This is a genomic window from Chimaeribacter californicus, assembly GCF_002858675.1.
GTDB classification, from domain to species: domain Bacteria; phylum Pseudomonadota; class Gammaproteobacteria; order Enterobacterales; family Enterobacteriaceae; genus Chimaeribacter; species Chimaeribacter californicus.
Map to the genome: position 1 here is coordinate 49,054 of NZ_PJZF01000020.1, position 17,920 is coordinate 66,973.

Consider the following 17,920-nt stretch of genomic DNA (forward strand, 5'->3'; position numbering starts at 1 on the left):
TTATGGACAATCGACTCCCACAGGCTTCTTTTTCCCAGCGTCTGCTGACCTACCTGATCTGTGCGCTGGTGGCATGGCAGCCGTTGCTGCCGACGCTGGCGGCTGAGATCGCCCCGGCAGGCACCCACACGCAGCTGGATAAAGCCGCCAACGGCGTGCCGGTGATCAACATCGCGCCACCCAACCAGGCCGGGATCTCCCATAACCAGTACCAGACCTACAACGTCGGCCCGGAAGGGCTGATCCTCAACAACGCCACCGGGCAACTGACCCAGACCCAGCTGGGCGGCCTGATCCAGAACAACCCGAACCTGAAAGCCGGGCAGGAAGCCCACGCGATTATCAACGAAGTCACCGGCGCGAACCGTTCACAGCTCCAGGGTTACACCGAAGTGGCGGGCAAAGCGGCCAATGTGATGGTCGCCAACCCTTACGGCATCACCTGTAACGGCTGCGGCTTTATCAACACGCCGAATGTCACGCTGACCACCGGCAAGCCCACCTTTGATGCGCAGGGCAACCTGCAATCGCTGGAGGTGAGCAAAGGCAGCATTACGGTGGAAGGGCAGGGGCTGAACGGCAGCCAGTCGGATGCGCTGTCGATTATCGCCCGCGCCACCGACGTGAATGCCGCCATTCACGCCAAAGACCTGAAGGTGATTGCCGGGGCGAACCGGGTCGCGGCAGACGGCAGCCTCACGCCGATTACCGGTGACGGCGCGGCCCCCAGCGTCTCCGTGGATACCGGCGCGCTGGGCGGCATGTATGCCAACCGCATCCATCTGGTCTCCAGCGAAAAAGGGGTGGGGGTTAACCTCGGCAACCTGAATGCCCGGCAGGGTGATATTACGCTGAATGCCAACGGTAAACTGGTGGTCAACACCAGCCTGGCCAGCGGCGCGCTGACGGCGAAAGGTGAGCGCGTGGAACTGCACGGCGACAACAAAGCCTCCGGCACTATCACGATCGGCGGGCAGACGGGCGTCAGCGTACAGGGCGGCGCACTGGTCAGCGACGGCAACATGGCGCTCACCAGTGACGGCACGCTGCAACTCAGCCATGCCGCGCTGACCGCCGGGCAGGATATTCAGCTGTCAGGCCGCGATCTCACGCAGGACAGCGCCAGCCGGGCAGATGCGGCGCGTGACATCCATCTGGCCGCCGGCGGCAATGCCCTGACCCAGGGCAACCTGAATGCCGGCCAGACCCTGACGCTGACGGGCGGCACGCTTAACAACAGCGGCACGTTGCTGGCGGGCGGGCAGGTGCAGAGCAGCATGAACGCGCTCACTAACAGCGGCACCCTCCAGAGCGGGCAGGGCATGGTGCTCAACGGCGCGTCAGTGGTAAACAGCGGTACGCTGCAAAGCGGCGATACGCTGGCGCTCACTGCCGACACCCTCAGCCAGAACGGCACGCTCAGCGCACAAGGCGCAGGCACCCTGACGCTGCGTGACGCGTTACGCAACAGCGGCAAACTTCTGAGTGACAGCAGGCTTACCCTTAACGCGGGAACGCTGGAACAGAACGGCACGCTCTCCGGCGCACAGGGGCTGGCAATGAGCAGTGACACGCTGACCGGCGGCGAAGGCTCCGTGACCCGCAGCCAGGGCGCGCTGACGCTGAAGGCCAACCGCGCCGTGCTGAACGGTGATGTGAGCGCCGGGGGCGATCTGGTGTTGCAGGGCAACCAGCTGACCAGCGGAAAAACCGCGCAGGTGCAGAGCCAGGGCGATCTCACGATCGCGGCGCAGCAGGCCACGCTGGACGGCACGCACGCGGCCAAAGGCACGCTGAGCATGAGTGCTGAACAGCTGCACCATGGCGGCAAAAGCAGCGCGGCCGCTGTGCGGATCACCGCGCCGGAGATGGAAAACAGCGGCACGCTGACCGCGCCGGACCTCAGGGTAACCAGCCACGCCCTCACCAACAGCGGCCTGTTGCAGGGCGAACAGTCATTACACCTGCTGGCCACGCAACTCGATAACCTCGCGGGCGGCACGATCCACACGGCCGGCGATCTGACGCTGGCGATCCCGGTGCTCAATAATGACGGCCTGATCACCGGGGAGAGCGCGCTGGCACTCAGCGGCGATCGCCTGACCAACCGGGGTGAAATCAACGCCGTGACCCTGACGGCCGCCACCCTCGCCCTCTTTAACGAGGCACCGGGGCTGTTGCTGGCGAAAGATCGCCTGACGTTCAGCGGCGACGCGCTCGATAACGCGGGCCAGCTGGCGGCAGAGACACTGGCGGTCACGCATGGAACCCTCACCAACCGCGGCACACTGCAAGGGAACAGCTCGCTGGCGGTAGCAGCCGATGCCGTCACCAACCAGGGCGCGCTGCTGAGCGGCGGCACGCTGACCCTCGACGCCGGCACGCTGGATAACGCCGGTGATCTGCAATCCACGGATATGCTGCTGACGCTGGCAAACAGCCTCACCAACCAGAGCAACGGCAACCTCCTGGCGACCGGGCACCTCACGCTGCACGCGCCGCTGCTGGAGAATGCCGGGCAGATCGCGGCTGACACGCTGACTACCCAGGCGGAGACCCTGACCAACCTGGGGCGGCTGCAGGGCACCACCGCCTTTACCCAACGCGGCACCACGCTGGATAACCAGCAGGCGGGCGTGCTGGTCAGTAACGGCACGCTGGATCTCCGGCAAACCCGCCTGACCAACGCCGGGCTGTTGCAGGGCGGCACGCTGAATCTCGCCACCGGCGAGTGGATAAACAGCGGCAATGCCCTGAGCGAACAGGATGGGCAGGTCACGGTGGAGCACCGGCTGGAAAACAGCGGGAAAATCCTCGGGCAGCAGGGCATCACCTTACAGGCGGAACAGATCGACAACCGCGGCTGGCTGATGGCGAAAGTGGCGGCGCTGCAAGGTGACCTGATCAACAGCGGCCTGATCCAGGGCAGTGACAGCGTGCAGGTACAGGGCGGCGCACTCGGCAACAGCGGGCAGCTGCTGAGCGGCGATGCGCTGACGATCGACGGCGATACGCTGGCGAATCAGGGCGCGTTGCAGGGGCGCACGGTCAAGGTGCAGGCCCGCAACTGGCAGAACAGCGGCAGTGCGCTGGCAGAGAACGCGTTCAGCGCCGTGCTTACCGGCGACCTGACCAACAGCGGCTCACTGCTGGGGCAGCAGGATGTCGATCTCAGCGCGGCGGGCATCAATAACAGCGGCACACTGGCCGCCAGCCAGCTCAGCCTTGATGCCCCGTCACTGATTAACAGCGGGCTGTTGCAGGGTAACCGCTCGCTGTCCCTCACCACCGCGCAACTGAGCAACACCGCGCAGGGGCAGCTGCTGAGCGGCGGCGGGCTGAGCCTCTCGCCGGATCGGCTGGAGAACGCCGGGCTGGTGCAGGCCAATGAGGGTTTCACCTTCAACGGTCAGTCCCTGATCAACCAGGGGCGGATAGCGGCCAACAGCCTGACGCTGGCAGCCGCTGACACGCTGGACAACCAGTCCGGCGGGCAGCTGGTGGCGCAGGAGGGCGCGGCACTCCAGGCTGCCACCCTGAACAACAGCGGCACCGTGGCCGCCCGCACCCTGACGCTGACCGGCAGCACGCTGCGCAACAACGGCACCGCCCAGGGCGAACAGCGCCTCGATCTCACGGCCAGCACGCTGGAGAACTACGGCCAGCTGCTGAGCGGCGGCGACCTGACCCTGCAAGGGGGCAGCGCGCAAAACAGCGGCACGTTGCAGGGGCAACAGCTGATCTACACCCTCAGCCAACTGGACAACAGCGGCAGCCTGAACGGGGTTAACGGCCTGAACGGCAGCGTCACCGGTGACCTGATCAACCACGGCCAGCTGTGGAGCGGCGGTGACGGCTGGCTCAGCGGCGGGCGCCTGCTGAACAGCGGCACGGTCGCTGCCCGCACCCTGACGCTGCACGCCAATGAACTCACTAACGATGGCCTGTGGCAGGGCAGCGACGGGCTGGCCGTAACGGGTGACAGCATAACCCTCGGCCAGCCGGGGCGCGCCCTCAGCGGCGGTGACCTGACGCTTACCGCCGGGCAACTCATCACCCACGGCACGCTGCAAGGGCAGGATGCCGACGTCACTGCCGACGCATGGCAACATGACGGCTCACTGCTGGCGACCAGCGCACTCACTGCCGCCGTCACCGGCACATTGCAGAATGGCGGTCAGTTGCTGAGCAAAGCGGGCGCGCAAGTCACCGCCCGCACGCTCAGCAACCAGGGCTCGCTGCTGAGTGAGGGGGATCTCACGCTCGACGGCACCACCCTGAACAACAGCGGCGCGGTGCAGGGCAACACCCTGACGATTCACCCGACGCAGGTCACCAATCAGGGCACCCTGACCGGCCTGCACGCCCTGACGATCGGCACCCCGCCGCCCGCCTTTGCCCGCATGTTGCGGGTGATGGCCGTCGCGTCTGCCGCGCCGTCACTCCTCAACAGCGGTGCGTTGCTGACCCAGGGCGCGCTGACGATTAACGGCGGCAATGGCCGCATCACCAACAGCGGCAGCCTGCAGGGGCAGAGCATCACGCTGCAGGCGGGTGACCTGATCCAGAACGGCACCATCCAGAGCGCCGATGCGCTGGCGCTGGTGCTGGCGAATACGCTGGCGGCCGGGGCGAACAGCAAAATCAGCGCCAACGGCCAGGCAGCGCTTCAGGCGCTGACCCTCAGCAACCAGGGCCAGTGGATCGCCAAAAACCTCAGCCTGAAGGGCGGATCGCTGGACAACAACGGGGCCATCAGCGGGGTGGAGGGGCTGGCGGTCAACCTCACCGGCAACCTGACCCAGCAGCAGGACAACACGCTGCTCAGCGGCGGCGCGCTGACGCTGAATGCCGCCTCGGTGAACAATCAGGGGCGGATGCAGGGCAACAGCCTGAGCCTGACCGGCGGCGCACTGACCAACAGCGGCCGCCTGCAAGGGGACAACGGCATGACGCTGACCCTGAGCGGCGACCTGACCAACACCGCCGCCGGCAGCCTGCTCAGCGGGCAAGATCTCTCGTTCACCACCCCCAACCTGATCAACCAGGGGCTGATTCAGGGCAGCGGCACCAGCACACTCACCGCCACCCAGACGGCCCGTAACGAAGGCCGCCTGCTCGGCGGCGGCCAGCTGACGCTGAACACCCCGCAGCTCACTAACAGCGGCTGGCTTCAGGCGGCGCAACTGAATGTGAATGCGGCGTCCACCGGCAATACCGGCACCCTGCTGGCGGAACAGCAGGGCACGCTGACCGGCCGGGCGTTAACTAACCAGGGCCGCGTGCAGGGCGCTAACCTGACGGTGAATTATCAGCAACTGACCAACAGCGGCACCCTGCTTGGCGGCAGCCAGCTTAACATCACGGCAGACCAGGCCAGCCAGCAGGGCAGCGGGCGGCTGTTCAGCGGCGGCAACCTTGTGCTTAACAGCACCGGGCTGGACTCCACCGGCCAGCTGGTCGCCCTCGGCAACCTGACGTTGACGCTGGCCAATGCATTCACCGCGCAGGGCACTGTGGCAGCCGGGAACACGCTGACGGCCAGCAGCAACGGCGATCTGGTGAATCAGGGCGTAATGCAGGGGCAGGCACTCAACCTCAGCGCCGGGGGCGCGCTGGTGAACAACGGCCAGCTGACCACCGGCAGCGGCACCAGCAACCTCAGCGGCGGGCGCATCGATCTTAACGGCGCGGGCAGCCTGCAGGGCGGCGGTGACGTCACCCTCGCCAGCCGCAGCGACATCAATGTCGCGGGCTTTACCGGCACGCTCGGCTCCCTGACGCTCAGCGCGCCGGGCAGCATTCTCAACAGCGCGCTGATCTACGCGGGCAACAATCTCTGGTTGCTGGCAAACAGCATCCAGAACCAGCGCGGCGACATGCTGGCCGGTAACAGCCTGTGGATGCAGCGCGACAGCGCAGGCAATGCCAACAGTGAGGTCATCAACACCTCCGGCACCATCGAGACGCAAAACGGCGATATCACGGTGAAGACCGGGCACTTGCTGAACCAGCGCGACGGCTTCTCCGCCAGTGAACAGGTTATCTCCACGGACAAACCCGCCTGGGCGGGCGATGCGGTGGTTGCGATTCCGCTCTCCTGGTTTGCACCGGGGGAGTATGCCTCGCATACACGGGAAGGGCAGTGTATTCACGGCCATGGGGATGATATTTGCTCGACAGTCACGTACTACGCACCGACCGAAAAAGCCGCCGTCCAAAAAGTCGCGGTACAAAGCTCGGCCATTACCGTAAACCCCGGCGGCAACCAGGCGCGGATCGCGGCCGGGCGTAACGTTACCGGCCAGGCCGGAACGCTGGAAAATATGGCCTCGGCCCTGCTGGCCGGTGGGGATATGGCGCTCTCCGGTGACACTCTGAGCAACCGCTCCTGGACGGAAGGCACCACCACGGAGTACCTGACTTACCGCTACACAGGCGGATCAAGTTCATCCTCTATGTCTTACAAGCTGGACGGTGCGCCCACCTATGAAACGGACGGCAGCGGCAACGTGTACCGCGCCGTGATTCAGGCAGGCGGCAACCTCAGCGCCAGCTTCAGCAACAACATCAGCAATACTGAGACCAACGCCAATGCCGGTGGGGTTGACCACACCCTCACGGCCCCGGCCCTGAGCCGCCTGGCAACGCCGGGCATCGCGGCCGCCCAGCAAAAACAGGCGCTGGCGAACAGCGCGCAGGTAGCGGTCGGTTCACTGCAATGGCAGGATCAACTACAGGCCGCGCTGCAACAGATCAACGGCGGCAGCGCGCTGGACAATACGACCGCCTCCGTCACTGCCCTGAAAAATTACACGACCCAACCGCAGGCCGGGGCCGGGCTGGGGCAGGCTGCCGTGTTAAACAGCACACAGGTGAACGGCACCGGGCTTTCGGCCACGCAAGGCAGCGCGCTGCATACCTATCAGGGTAAAGCGGTGGATACCAGCGCCTACCCGCTGCCGAGCGGGCAGAACGGCTATTTTGTGGCGTCTGCCGACCCTCAAAGCCCATACCTCATCACCCTTAACCCCAAACTCAACGGGCTGGGCCAGCTTGATGCAAGCCTGTTCGGCGATCTCTACACCCTGCTGGGCAAACAGCCGGGGCAGGCGCCGCAGGAGACGCGCAGCCAGTACACCGACGAGACGCAGTTTATCGGCTCCGCTTACCTGCTCGACCGCCTCAGCCTCAAGCCGGAGTATGACTACCGGTTCCTGGGCGACGCGGCCTTTGATACCCGCTACGTCAGCAACACGGTGCTTAACCAGACCGGCAACCGTTACCTGAACGGCCTCGGTTCCGATCTGGAACAGATGCGCTACCTGATGGACAACGCCGCCGCGGCACAACAGTCGCTGGGGTTGCAGTTCGGCGTCTCGCTCACGGCGGCACAGGTCGCGGCGCTCGACACCAGCATCATCTGGTGGGAGGCCACCACGGTTAACGGCCAGACGGTGATGGTGCCGAAGGTTTATCTCTCGCCGAAAGATGTCACGGTGAACAACGGCAGCGTGATCGCCGGCAACAACGTGACGCTCAAGGCCGGGACGATCACCAACAGCGGCAGTTCGCTGCTGGCCCAGTCCGGCATGGCGCTCGACAGCCAGAACAGCATCAGCAACCTGAACGACGGGCTGATGAGCGCAGGCAGCAGCCTGCAACTGAGCGCACTGGGTGACATCAATAACGTCGGTGCCACCATCCGCGGCACCACCGTGGCGCTGGAGAGCGTGGGCGGCAGCATCAACAACCTGACCACGGCTGACACGCAGACCTTTAACGCCACCAGCAAAGGCGGCGCGGCCATGAGCTTCACCCAGACCGCGCCCGGCAGCACCGGCAGCATCACCGCGCTGGACACGCTGAGCCTGCAGGCTGGTAAAAACATCACCGTGACCGGGGCCGCGCTCTCGTCAGGCGGCGACATGCTGATGAACGCCTGGGGCGACATCGCGGTCACCGCCAATCAGCTCACCAACGGCAGCAGCCAGTCCGGCTTTAAAAACGGCTGGCAGAACGCCGCGAACACCGGGACCCGCACGGTCAGCAACCAGGCCGACAGCGTGTCGGCGGGCGGCAACCTGACCATGCAGGCGGGCCATGACCTCACCGTGACTGCCGGTGCCGTTAATGCCGGCGGCAACGCCGCGCTGGCAGCCGGTAACGATCTCACCCTGAACAGCGCCGCCACCAGCCAGCAGGACAGCAAAGGCAAGCGCGAGTCGCACACCACCGGCGTCGATCGCACCACCGTCTCCAGCGGCGGCGATCTGACCCTGACGGCCGGGCGTGACCTCACCAGCCACGCAGCCGGGCTGGCCGCCGAGGGGGACGCCGCCCTGAACGCCGGGCGGGATCTCACCTTACAGGCGGAAGCCACCACCAGCGGCAACCGCTATAAATCCGGCAGCAACAGCGAGATCAATGAGACGGTGCGGCAGCAGGCCACCGAGATCGCCAGCGGCGGCAGCACCACCCTGGCCGCCGGACGTGATGTGAACAGCGCCGCGACGCAGGTCACCGCGCAGCAGGATGTCTCGGTCACCGCCGGACGTGATGTCACCCTCACGACCGCCACCGACAGCGATTACCACTACAAAGAGGAGACCAAAACCAAAAAAGGGTTCCTCAGCAAAAAGACCACCCACACCATCGAGGAAGAGAGCGCCACCACGGAACAGGGCACGCTGCTGAGCGGCAACCATGTCACGGTCTCGGCGGGCAATAACCTGCTGGTGCAAGGCTCGCAGGTGGTGGGTGACAGCAACGTAACGCTGAACGCCGGTAACCAGGTCGATATTCTGGCAGCTACCAATACCGACTCCGCATGGCACTTCTCCGAGACCAAAAAAAGCGGCCTGATGGGCACCGGCGGCATCGGTTTCTCTATCGGCAGCAGTAAAACCGTGCATGACCTGAAGGAGAAGGGCACCACCCAGAGCCAGAGCGTCAGCACTGTGGGCAGCACCGGCGGCAACGTCAGCATCACCGCCGGCGGGCAGGCGCACATCAACGGTGCCGATCTGGTGGCAGGGCGCGATCTCAGCATCACCGGCGACAGCGTGACCATTACCCCCGGCCATGACAAACGCGTCAGTGACGAGAAGTTCGAGCAAAAAACCAGCGGTCTGACGCTGGCGCTCTCCGGCACCGTCGGCAGTGCGGTCAACAGCGCCGTCACCACCGCGCAGGCCGCCACCAAACAGGGCGACTCACGGCTGGCGGCACTGCAGGGCGTGCAGAGCGTGCTCTCCGGCGTGCAGGCGGAGCAGGCGTCGCGCCTGGCGCAGGCCAAAGGCGAACAGGGTACCGTGGGCGTTGCGCTCTCGCTGGGCAGCCAGTCTTCAACCTCGTCATCCCACAGTGAGCGGGATACCACCACCGGCAGCACCCTGTCGGCCGGGCGCAACCTCGCCGTGACCGCCACCGGCCGCGGCACCAGCGCGCAGAGCGGCGACATCACGCTGGTGGGCACTCAGGCCAAAGCAGGGCAGGATATTACCCTGGACGCCCAGCGTGACATCCTGCTGTCAGCGGGGCTGGATACCCAGCTGACCACCGGCAAAAACCAGAGTAAAGGCGGCTCGGTGGGTGTCAGCATCATGACCGGCAGCGGCTTCTCGATCTCGGCCAGCGCCAACAGCGCGCACGGCAATGAGAAGGGCAACGGCACCACCTGGAATGAGACCACGCTGGATGCGGGGCAGCAGGTTACACTTAACAGCGGGCGTGACACCGCGCTTCACGGCGCGCAGGTGAACGGCGAGCAGATCAGCGCGAACGTCGGGCGTGACCTGACCCTGAGCAGCCTGCAGGACAGCGACAACTACACCAGCACGCAGCAGAGCGCCGGCGTGGGCGGTAGCTATGGCTTCGGCAACCCTGAGAGCACCTCGGTCAGCTTCAGCTATAACCGTGACAAGCTGCGCAGCACCTATGACTCAGTGCAGCAGCAGACCGGCCTCTACGCCGGTGATAAAGGCTTCGATCTCACGGTGGGCAACCATACCCAGCTCGACGGTGCCGTGATCAGCAGCACCGCCGACGCAGCCGCGAACCGGCTCGACACCGGCACGCTGGGCTTCAGCAACCTCGACAACCGCGCAGACTACAAAACCGAGCATCAGGGCGTCTCCTTCAGCAGCAGCGGCTCGATAGGCGGCATGTTCCTGGGCAACGCGGCGAGCACCGTGCTGGCCGGAGCAGGCGGCAGCGGCCATGCCGAAGGCGTGACGCAGGCCGCAGTCTCTGACGGCACTCTCGTTATCCGCAACCCGGGCGCGCAGCAGCAGGCAGTCAGCGACCTGAGCCGCGACGTTGAGCACGCCAACGGCAGCATCGACCCGATCTTTAACAAAGAGAAAGAGCAGCGCCGGCTACAGACCGCGCAGCTGGTAGGCGACATCGCCGCACAGGCGATGGACATCGCGACGACCGAGGGGAAAATTGCTGCTGCGAAGGCGCAAAAAGATCCGACAGCTGTCGCCGCCGCGAAAGCGGCACTGGCAGCCAAAGGCAACGCGAAGCCGACACCGGAACAGATCGCCAAACAGGTAGAAGCCACGGCGATGGCCCCTTACGGCACCGGCAGCGCCCTGCAACAGGGCATGCAGGCCGCCACGGCGGTGATCCAGGGGCTGATTGGCGGGGATGTGAAAGCCGCCATCGCCGGAGGCGCGGCCCCTTATATTGCGGAGCTGATCCACCAACAGACCACCGACCCGGTCACCAACGAGGTAAACACCGCCGCCAACCTGATGGCGCATGCAGTCGTCAACGCCGCGCTGGCCGCCGCGCAGAATAAAAACGCGCTGGTGGCCGCCGGTGGCGCAGTGGCCGGCGAGGCAACCGGGATGATTGCCGGCAGCCTCTACAACAAAAAGCCGGGCGAACTGAGTGAGGAGGAGAAGAAAACCGTCTCCGCCCTGGCAACCCTGGCAAGCGGCCTGGCGGGCGGCCTGATAGGCGACAGAGGCGCCGATGCCCTGACCGCCGCGCAGGTTGGGAAGAATGCGGTTGAGAATAATCATTATCTAAGTGTCATTGCACAGGGCGGTAAACTAGCGATTGAAGGCTGTACCAAAGTTGCAGCCTGCCGTAATAAGTTGATTGAAAGTGGGCTGGGAGCGCTAATCGGTGCCACTGCCGCGACGTCAGCAGTGGAGCAACTCTCTTCGGCTCAGAAAACGAACGTCATGCTTGCTTCCATGTCAGGCAATCCCGCTCTGGTGGACAACCTCTCGCCGGCAGAACGCAAAGCGTATGATGAATTACAGGGGCAGAAAGGGCTAATTACTGTCTTCCCTGTGCCGGAGAAAGACCCGACAACGGGTATTTTGGTTAATCCGAAACAGGAGCAAAACAAAGGCATTACGCTGACTACCCCGGATAAGTCAGGGCAGCAGAGCGCTACGAATACCGGTAATACAGAGGGTATGCCGGAAACGGCAGGGAATACGACCGTAACGCCGATAGCGGATGAACCAGATCAGGATGAGTTGGCTTACCTGGCTAATGGTCATACGCTGGGTGCTAATGGTAAAATATCTGGCCCTAAAGTCCCTCCTAAATTGGAGCCTTTTACAAACCCGGCACAAGGCCCTGTTATACCATCAGATTGGATTAGTCGCCCAGGACGTACTGAAGGAAGTACAATTTACTTCCCTCCAGGTACTGATCCAAGTAAGCCGAATAGTACCTATATAAGAGTTATGCCTTCAGGCGCTACTCCTGTCCCAGGGCTTGAAAATGGTTACTGGATATCGGTGAAGAATGGACAGCCAATAAACCCGGCTACAGGGGGGACGGGAACTCGTGGGGAAACTCACATTCCGTTGCCAGAAAATACGATACCACCTAAAAGGTAATGATAATAAATGATTACAAAAAGCGAACTTAATGAATTTAATCAAGCTATTTTTACCGGCATCACTGTTGGTATCGGGTCACTCGTTTTCTTGTTCTCAACAGGAGCCTCAATATTGGTGCAATGTTCCTTCCAATGTGGCAATACAGATGAGTTTTTGATTGGACATGGAGAGGATCTGATGACAAGCAATCTGCTATTCTCTTTTTTAAATCAATGTGTTAAGCAAGTTGAAGTGTTGGAGGGAGATATATTTAAACTGGTTTTTTGCAATGGAAATGAAATAGATATTATTCCTGATGCAAATGGATTTGAATCTTATGTGGTTACTACTAGTCAGGGGATTTACCCTGTTATAAGCTACTAACCTGATTTAGGTTTTAAGGTCGGCATTCCATTTGAAATAAAAATTCAAGTTGGCTTACGAAATTCTCAGCTAATTGAGCAGCTTAAAAACGATATCATGAGTGGTGACTTTAAATTTATCACACCTAAAGGCCAGCATTGCTGGACGTAAAATTATGATAACATTGTTATCTGAAATAAACTTAAGTGAATATGATCAATGGCAGATTAATTTGATGAAAGAAATGTTGATTTCTTTTGACATAGGAGAGATTTCACTTAAGAAATTAATTGATAACTTAGAAGGTTTATTTTTTTGTTTACAATCAGTAGATGAGGAATGGAGAGATGAATTTCATGAGTATTGGTTTGTTTTAGAGAAAATATATGCAGTTTCATTGTTTAGAAATGAAAGTGTTTTGTGTGATGATTCAGATTTATGTGATTCATTAAGGCATTTGAACGAGCTGTTAACAAAATATTGGAATTCTCACCCTAAACTCCGGGGTTGTAGGATCATACAAAGATCTTAAAAGAAATGGTAAGTAATAGTGATAGCATGTTTATATGAAAAAAATTAGCTTCCTGTCGGTTTTAATACCCAGGTACTTATATTTAAATAATGTCTTTAGATGTTATCCCTAATATTGGGCCATGGTTTTTATCTGTGAATTTAAAGAATCATCTTCATTTTTGATGATTGAGGTAAAGCGGCAATACCCATCAAGAATCTTGGTTCCATTTGCTAAGGTAAATTGCTCGGATAATATCGTTTGCTTTAATGGTGACGATACATCAGGAGATCCAAGGGTATACTATATTCATACCTTTGCCTCACCCGGTTGGGAAGACAGAGGATATGCTGATAATTTTACCGAATGGCTGAAAATGGCTCGCCTTGAATCAGCCCGCTATAAAGCAGAACAGGCTGATGATGAATAGCAGTTATTCTTGAATAAACTGGTAAGGAACGACATCAGTTAACCAGACGCCATTATCAGCCTGAAAGAATTTAAAGCCTTGTTCATACATGTTCTGGGCTTTAATTTTTAGCACCGCTGGTTTCCCATAACGCAAGCCGACCTGAAAAGCTGTCTCTTTGTCAGAGGATAAATGAACATGCTGGCGTTTTTGGGGAGTTAATCCTTGTTCCCGGATTGACGATAAAAATCGCGTAGCGGTTCCATGGTATAAAATATCAGGAGGCATTGACTCTTTATATATAATATTAACCTGCTGTGTTGAATGCCCTTGGGCTGCCCAATTAATTAAGCAACAGACGACCGACGCTGCGGGAAATGTTGATGTCGCCGCGAATGCCATGGCGCACGCAGTGTGGGGCGCGGTCTCTGCACAGATGTCCGGCGGCAATGCGGCCGCAGGCGCAGCGGGTGCCTTTAGCGGTGAACTGGCCACGCGCTACATTGCAGAGAAGTACTGGGGAGCGGATACACCGGAAAAAATCGCGGCACTTAAGGAAGATGACCGCGAACAGCTGAGCCTGCTGGGCACGCTTGCCGCCGGGCTGGCAGGCGGCATGACGGGCAACAGTTCTGCCGCGGCCACGACGGGGGCGATTGCCGGGAAGAATGCGGTTGAGAATAACTCGCTGAGTAGCCTTGGAGACATATTTGGTAGCCAAGGTGCGAAATATTTTGAAGGGGCGGGGTCGTTAGAAAGGGAGCTTTCAACCGATAACACGCTGACTGCGCAAGAAAAACAAGCTATTCGGGATCATTATTTGAAAGGAGATTTGCCAGAAGATGTAGTTAAAGCGATTCTGGAAAATACCCCTGCATCAGATACCGTGATGGCGTTGCTTCAGGCAGAATCTACTAAAGGCTATGCTCTGGCGTTATTGAGTTCTTTACCCGCAGAACGAGCAATTGCTGTTTTGGGTAAGACTGCGAATACATTAATAAAGTCTTCAGTTGTCGATAAAATCCTTGATGCTCAACGTGTTGGTAGTGGCCTTAAGCCAGATCCTGGCCATCGTGGGGCTAGCTATTTAAGCCGAGAGCAATTAATGGCTGGTGAGGTATTCACCATTACTGGTGGGGATGGTGTGAAGCGTTCACTATTGCAGACTAAAGGAGCCTTTAATGGCAAGGATGGAGTTTTTGAGTATATTTATGATAAGACAGGAAATGTAACGCACCAACGCTTTATTGAAGGTGTTGGCATAACAGGAAAACCAAACCAAAAAGCACCGAAGGTGAAATAATATGGATATGCTTTCAATATCATATGAATTTATTTGTGGTCACATTAAGTTGTCATGGTTTGATATTAAATGGGGCTATGAAAAGAAATTAATCGGATGGCATTCTATTGTAAAGCATGCAGAATATTTGGTGTCATTAGGTGAGGCGTCACACCTAGAACTTGAGTTGTCTTTTAAGAGTAAAATGGATACTCATGAGATAAAATTTATTTTAGATGATTTATCAATGCATTGCACCGATTCTGATGAGTCTGTAACCCAAGAGAAATGGCTTTTTATTATACTGCTGTGGTTGTTTATTAATCGTAATAACTACTCAAAACCATTAAAAATGGTTGAGACTATTTACGAGGATTTTGATTACCCTGAGGCGATTGAAAGCTTTGTTTCATATATGCCTGTCAGTGATGGCTATGATCCTAGTGTTCATAGCCATAGAGAAAATACTGAGCGATTATTTAGAAACTGGCAAACTTATTTAGATCAAGAATCGATTAAATTTAAGCAATAACAGTAAGATCCCGGCCAAGGGCGGGATCTTTGTTTTTACGCCTCACTCTGGGGCGATAGCCATTCTCCGTTATTCAACAATTCCAATACTCCCGCCTGCCTCCTCCCCATTGTCCCCCTAATCCCCCACCTGTTATCATTCCTGCCGTTGCGGCACATCCGCAGCCGGGCGTGAGAACCCGAGTTACTTCAGGGCGACCTCTTATTTGGGGTTGCGGCCTTGGCACATCTATTACATGGCGTATGCCGTGTTTCAATGGTGGCTCAGGCGGGGCAGCCTTCGGGCTGGCCGGTGTCCTTGAAGGCCGGTTTCTCACCCCCGTCTGGGCTACCACCCAAGAGCGTGAGAACTCCGGTGGTGGCTTTAGTTATCACTTCAAGGAGCGTTTATATGGATAGCCAATCCCCACGCATGGTTTCTGAATTTTCCCATACTGATTTCTCTTCCCCCCATGCCCTGACCGAACACTGCCGCCTGCTGGCGTTTTGCCTGGTGAACCTCGATACCTCACCAGCCAATGAGAATCTCTGCACTATGCTACTGGGCGAACTGAATGCGCTGGATGCCGCACTCGATCTGCCTTACGCCGTGCCAGCCTCGCCTTATCCTTTTGATGCGCATCTTTATGATGACCGCCCGCTGACGGCTTCAGAGCTGGCGGAGCAGTGCCGGGCGCTGGCACACGGCATGTTGCAGGTGAGTGAGCCGTGGGTGAGGGCATCGTTGGGCTTTGTACTGTGGGAGCGGATTAACACGCTGCGGGGAACGTTGGACGCGGTGTAACCACATAAAACATGGCGGCTAAAAAGCCGCCATAACGCCATTACTCCGGCGCAGCCGACAGTGCGACTTTAACGTGGAAGTAATTATTCCTCACCGGATAACTGCCGGTGTTGGTGAATTTATACACGGTGCCGGTGGTAGATAAAAACAGCACGCCCTCTTTGACTTCTGCGTGTGCTTTTTCACTGGTCAGCAAAAAATAATCATCGCTCTCCTGAATGCTCTCAAGAAAATCCGCCTCGCTGATGTTTTTATCTGCCAGATAATAACGATAAGAGGGGCGGGTGGTCGCATTGACGTCCGCTTCAACGACATACAACATTGCAGAGTCATTTATTTTTAACGCGCCAATAATGGTCTGAGTGACAGGAAACATGGCTCGGCCTATAAACCAAACAGCCAAGACCAAAAAGCACGTAAAAATAGTTATAAATAAAGCTAACTTACAGAAGCTAATACCCCGAGCGTTTTGCATAGTCAATTCCTGCTCTGATCCAAGCCTGGTCGACAGGATCGTCCCCATATGGGGGAAGACTATACCAAACGCTATAATCTTTTGCTGTTGTACCAGCGCGGCCTTGCGCCCAGCCTGCCGCCCGTACAAGAACCTCTTCTGGAATACCAACCGCTGTACCTACAGCGCCAAAATTGAAGTTGCCACAGTTGGCGTACTGACGTCCATACTGATATTTATAATCCCATTGCCCATGATTGCGAACCATCATGTAAAACCAATAGTACGTTAACGCTGATGGCGAGCCATGGCCAGCATGCATCCGTGCTTGTGCCATATTGCTTACGATGGAGACTCCAGGTGGAGAAAAAGATGAAACATCATAAGGAGGGTGTGCTTTTACAGAGCTATGCAAATGGCGGGGCATTTTTTCTCCTTAAGATTACGCGCGATCATTCCAGGAATCGGAAAAAATGATATTTCCATCACAATTTTTCCAGGTTATCTTTTCATAATGGAGTTCTACGCATTCGCAATGATTATAATTCTCTTTAGTTGGGTCTTTGATATTATGCATAATAGGTGATATAGAAACTACTTTAACGCCTTCCAAAAGGAAGTTGTAATATTCAGTTTCCTGCCCGGCATAGTTTATCTTATACCATTTTATTTCGGCAGACTTAAGTGTTTGCCCTGTAGCAACTGCTTTATAAAGATAGGTGGAAGAGGAATCTATTTCTTTTTCAAAGGTTAACGGTGCATGAATTCTTGTGCCTGTTATCAATCCCGTTCTTGCGTCTGTAGGTAATCTTAAATTATGCACTAACCCAAGTATTTCTATACTGCCTTCGCGCCCCGTTATATCGACATCACCTTTAATGTCTGCGCCACCATCATCTTTTAACCATAAGTAAGCAGGAATTGCCATTATATATCCTTAATTAGAAGTGAAATGAAAAGTGCACGTTATTTATACGCTTAAACTTGTGAGGGTTTTTAATCAAGATCAAATAAATTCCGGTTTTTTCTGGTTTTTTAGAATGTTTTCTGAAAAAGCTTTGCAAGGTATAAATTTAAAAAAATATAATAATATTATTATTAAAATTTAAATCAATCTGTTGGGGTAAGGGCGGCACCCTGCCGCCCTTACCCCATCACTCCGGCGCAGCCGACAGCGCAATCTTCACGTAATAGGTATTATTCCCCACCCGGTAACTGCCGGTATTCGTGAATTTATACACGGCACCGGTGGTGGATAAATAAAGTACGCCCTGTTTCACTTCCGCTTTGGCTTTTTCACGCGTCAGCAGAAAATACGCCTCGCTCTCCTGAATACTTGTAAGAAAATCAGACTCACTGAGCGTGTTATCGGCCAGATAATAACGGTAAGCGGGGCGGGAGGGGGTGTTCGCATCGGCTTCTACCACATATAAGCGGGCGGTGCTGTTGATGTTAAGGGTGTCTGCCACGGTTAATGTCACGGGGGAAAGGTGGTTATACAGAAACTCCCGGCCTGAGATCATAAAAAAAAGTAACAATAGTATGCTCACTGTTGCCTTGCGCAAGGAGTACCCCGTTCTGTTCAGTGGTGCCAGCTAAGCTGGAAAAGCCAAACTGACGTTGTACGCTGAATTGTGCGCAGGCTGGTTAACCGGGATCACAAAACTGTGAAGCAGGGCGCGGGTTTACCTCCCCGGCGGCGGCAGCCAGTGCAAAATCTGTTCTCTGCCCTAT

At 57.3% G+C, this 17,920-nt stretch carries 10 protein-coding genes and 2 pseudogenes; 7 read left to right on the forward strand and 5 right to left on the reverse strand.

What is annotated here, in order from left to right; all coding sequences use genetic code 11:
* The first annotated feature begins 2 nt into the window (after nucleotides 1-2).
* The 4 genes from CYR55_RS18605 (at nucleotide 3) to CYR55_RS18615 (ending at nucleotide 13,156) form a co-directional block, all read left to right on the forward strand.
* Nucleotides 3-11,870 carry a hemagglutinin repeat-containing protein gene (locus tag CYR55_RS18605; protein ID WP_101817854.1) on the forward strand — a complete coding sequence of 3,956 codons (11,868 nt, stop codon included), beginning with the start codon at nucleotides 3-5 and terminating at the stop codon, nucleotides 11,868-11,870.
* Between the two features lie 9 nt (nucleotides 11,871-11,879).
* Nucleotides 11,880-12,236: a hypothetical protein gene (locus CYR55_RS18610; protein ID WP_101817855.1), complete on the forward strand. Its 357-nt coding sequence runs from the start codon at nucleotides 11,880-11,882 to the stop codon at nucleotides 12,234-12,236.
* Between the two features lie 100 nt (nucleotides 12,237-12,336).
* Nucleotides 12,337-12,747, forward strand: coding sequence for a hypothetical protein (locus CYR55_RS23385; RefSeq protein WP_146001004.1), 411 nt, complete (start codon nucleotides 12,337-12,339; stop codon nucleotides 12,745-12,747).
* Between the two features lie 121 nt (nucleotides 12,748-12,868).
* Nucleotides 12,869-13,156: an SMI1/KNR4 family protein gene (locus CYR55_RS18615; protein WP_241522186.1), complete on the forward strand. Its 288-nt coding sequence runs from the start codon at nucleotides 12,869-12,871 to the stop codon at nucleotides 13,154-13,156.
* Between the two features lie 3 nt (nucleotides 13,157-13,159).
* On the opposite strand, the pseudogene CYR55_RS18620 reads toward CYR55_RS18615, so the two are convergent.
* A pseudogene (locus CYR55_RS18620) lies at nucleotides 13,160-13,474 on the reverse strand (RNA 2'-phosphotransferase); the annotation flags it as partial.
* Between CYR55_RS18620 and CYR55_RS18625 the strand changes: the two are divergent.
* The 3 genes and pseudogenes from CYR55_RS18625 to CYR55_RS18640 all read left to right on the forward strand — a co-directional run.
* Nucleotides 13,464-14,438 (forward strand): annotated as a pseudogene (locus CYR55_RS18625) (VENN motif pre-toxin domain-containing protein); the annotation flags it as partial. The pseudogenes CYR55_RS18620 and CYR55_RS18625 sit on opposite strands and share 11 nt — an antisense overlap.
* A 1-nt stretch (nucleotide 14,439) precedes the next feature.
* Nucleotides 14,440-14,949: a DUF2247 family protein gene (locus CYR55_RS18630; protein WP_165699627.1), complete on the forward strand. Its 510-nt coding sequence runs from the start codon at nucleotides 14,440-14,442 to the stop codon at nucleotides 14,947-14,949.
* Nucleotides 14,950-15,339: 390 nt separating this feature from the next.
* Complete coding sequence (locus CYR55_RS18640) at nucleotides 15,340-15,732, forward strand: hypothetical protein (RefSeq protein ID WP_146001005.1); 393 nt, start codon at nucleotides 15,340-15,342, stop codon at nucleotides 15,730-15,732.
* A gap of 40 nt (nucleotides 15,733-15,772) precedes the next feature.
* Here the strand turns inward: CYR55_RS18640 and CYR55_RS23390 are convergent, their stop codons facing one another.
* From CYR55_RS23390 to CYR55_RS18660, 4 genes are all read right to left on the reverse strand, one after another.
* Entirely contained in the window at nucleotides 15,773-16,207 is a 435-nt protein-coding gene (locus tag CYR55_RS23390; RefSeq protein ID WP_146001006.1) for a hypothetical protein, read from the reverse strand.
* A complete protein-coding gene (locus CYR55_RS18650; RefSeq protein ID WP_206604047.1) occupies nucleotides 16,185-16,613 on the reverse strand; it encodes a polymorphic toxin type 44 domain-containing protein in 429 nt (142 codons plus the stop codon). Before CYR55_RS18650 ends, CYR55_RS23390 begins: the two co-directional genes overlap by 23 nt.
* 15 nt (nucleotides 16,614-16,628) lie before the next feature.
* Entirely contained in the window at nucleotides 16,629-17,114 is a 486-nt protein-coding gene (locus CYR55_RS18655; RefSeq protein WP_101817861.1) for an Hcp family type VI secretion system effector, read from the reverse strand.
* A gap of 226 nt (nucleotides 17,115-17,340) precedes the next feature.
* Nucleotides 17,341-17,655, reverse strand: coding sequence for a hypothetical protein (locus CYR55_RS18660; protein ID WP_146001007.1), 315 nt, complete (start codon nucleotides 17,653-17,655; stop codon nucleotides 17,341-17,343).
* Nucleotides 17,656-17,920 lie beyond the last annotated feature (265 nt).

Coding starts and splice junctions, on each gene's coding strand:
- CYR55_RS18605 (WP_101817854.1), top strand. CDS start 3: ATGGACAATCGACTCCCACAGGCTTCTTTTTCCCAGCGTCTGCTGACC.
- CYR55_RS18610 (WP_101817855.1), top strand. CDS start 11,880: ATGATTACAAAAAGCGAACTTAATGAATTTAATCAAGCTATTTTTACC.
- CYR55_RS18615 (WP_241522186.1), top strand. CDS start 12,869: ATGGTTTTTATCTGTGAATTTAAAGAATCATCTTCATTTTTGATGATT.
- CYR55_RS18630 (WP_165699627.1), top strand. CDS start 14,440: ATGGATATGCTTTCAATATCATATGAATTTATTTGTGGTCACATTAAG.
- CYR55_RS18640 (WP_146001005.1), top strand. CDS start 15,340: ATGGATAGCCAATCCCCACGCATGGTTTCTGAATTTTCCCATACTGAT.
- CYR55_RS23390 (WP_146001006.1), bottom strand. CDS start 16,207: ATGCAAAACGCTCGGGGTATTAGCTTCTGTAAGTTAGCTTTATTTATA.
- CYR55_RS18650 (WP_206604047.1), bottom strand. CDS start 16,613: ATGCCCCGCCATTTGCATAGCTCTGTAAAAGCACACCCTCCTTATGAT.
- CYR55_RS18655 (WP_101817861.1), bottom strand. CDS start 17,114: ATGGCAATTCCTGCTTACTTATGGTTAAAAGATGATGGTGGCGCAGAC.